Source organism: Psychrobacter sp. 1Y4, assembly GCF_051847555.1.
Window position 1 is genome coordinate 1 of record NZ_JBPYDE010000287.1, and the last position, 881, is coordinate 881.

Annotated in this window: 2 protein-coding genes; both read right to left on the reverse strand. The window is 48.0% G+C overall.

Going from position 1 to position 881, the window contains the following annotated elements; translation table 11 throughout:
* A partial coding sequence (locus tag ACS8FC_RS15820; RefSeq protein ID WP_439297471.1) for an ATP-binding cassette domain-containing protein occupies window positions 1-518 on the reverse strand: 518 nt, incomplete at its 3' end.
* A partial coding sequence (locus ACS8FC_RS15825; RefSeq protein WP_439297472.1) for an ABC transporter permease subunit occupies window positions 518-881 on the reverse strand: 364 nt, incomplete at its 5' end. The genes ACS8FC_RS15820 and ACS8FC_RS15825, both read right to left, overlap by 1 nt.

An 881-nucleotide genomic window follows, 5' to 3' on the forward strand; every position in this document is an offset into this window, starting at 1 on the left:
GTCAGGCGGATTTGTTCAAGGGTGGCATCGAGGGTATCGCGCGTATCGGCATCGAGTTTGTTGAACAAGCTTTTAACCACACGTTTGTCTTTTGGCGCGGCAAGTAGCAAATTATCCATCACCGTAAAATTTTCAAAGACAGTGGGTTTTTGAAATTTACGACCGATACCCGCTTCAGCGATTTCTTCGGTAGATAGGCTGGCAAGATTATGCGTCTGACCAAAAAATACACTGCCTTCGGTAGGTCGAGTTTTACCAGTGATGACATCCATCAGAGTGGTTTTACCCGCGCCATTAGGGCCGATAATACAGCGTAGCTCGCCCTCTTCAATATAGAGCGACAGATTGTTGAGTGCGCGAAACGAGTCAAACCAAACGCTCACATCTTCTAGATATAGCGCAATACCATGGCTAAAATCAACGCCTGCTGGCTTTGGGTGGCTGTGGCCAGTGCCACCATGAGTACGCCCATACTCATTGGTTGGCTGCTCGGACGTTGTTGATTTATCAGTTAGCATTACTCTTTCTCCTTTTTAAAGCGATCGAACAAGCCCATAATGCCATTGGGTAAAAACAACGTGACCACGACGAATAGCCCGCCCAATATCAATAGCCAAAACTCAGGGTAGGCGACCGTAAAGTAGGTTTTTACTGCGTTCACCACACCTGTTCCCAAAATAGCACCCACTAAGCTTCCTCTACCACCAGTCGCTACCCAAACTGCCATCTCGATTGAGTTCACAGGATTCATTTCACTTGGATTGATAATGCCGACTTGCGGCACATAGAGTGCACCCGCGACACCAGCAATGACGGCGGACAACACCCAAGCAGAGAGCTTGTACCATAGCGTGCGATAGCCTAAATACTGCAAGCGGTTT